The organism is Pseudomonas sp. BP01 (assembly GCF_022760795.1).
In the GTDB taxonomy this organism is placed as follows: Bacteria; Pseudomonadota; Gammaproteobacteria; order Pseudomonadales; family Pseudomonadaceae; genus Aquipseudomonas; species Aquipseudomonas putida_Q.
In genome coordinates this window covers 1-507 of the sequence record NZ_JAFBKA010000077.1, presented here as the reverse complement: position 1 = coordinate 507, position 507 = coordinate 1, and the positions used below count along the sequence as shown (strand labels likewise).

Genomic DNA, 507 nt, shown 5'->3' with positions numbered 1-507 from the left:
CTTCCCGGCCGGCTTCCCGGTCGGCACCATCACCGGCCTGCGCCCGGACGACACCCATGCCTTCCTGGTCGGCGAACTGAAGCCGGCGGCCCAGCTCGACCGCGGCCGCGACGTGCTGCTGCTGCGCCCGGGGGCGGCGATCCGCATTCCGCCGGAACTGCGCCTGCAGCTGGAAGAAACCGCACCGGGGGGGCCGGCCACCGGCGCCAGCGTGCCTGCGGGAGCCGCGCCAGCGGCAACGACGCCGGCTCCGGCCAGCTCCCCGGTAGTGCCGGCCGCTGGCCGGCTCCCCCGGTACTGCACGGTTGCCGGCCTGCGGCCGGCACTATCGAACGACTGCTGCAACAGAAAAGGCCGGGGTCTCCCCCGGCCTTCTCATGTCATCCCGTCACGCGATCAGGCGATCGCTTCCTGGTAACGGCGCTCGACTTCGTTCCAGTCGATGACGTTGAAGAACGCGCCGATGTATTCCGGGCGGCGGTTCTGGTACTTCAGGTAGTACGCGTG

At 70.8% G+C, this 507-nt stretch carries 1 protein-coding gene and 1 pseudogene; one reads left to right on the top strand and one right to left on the bottom strand.

Annotated elements, in window-relative coordinates:
- Positions 1 to 418: pseudogene (locus JOY50_RS28545) on the top strand (rod shape-determining protein MreC); the annotation flags it as partial.
- On the opposite strand, the gene JOY50_RS28540 reads toward JOY50_RS28545, so the two are convergent.
- Positions 397 to 507: Fe-Mn family superoxide dismutase (locus tag JOY50_RS28540; RefSeq protein WP_243056174.1), on the bottom strand; the 111-nt coding region annotated here is incomplete at its 5' end. The pseudogene JOY50_RS28545 and the gene JOY50_RS28540 overlap by 22 nt on opposite strands.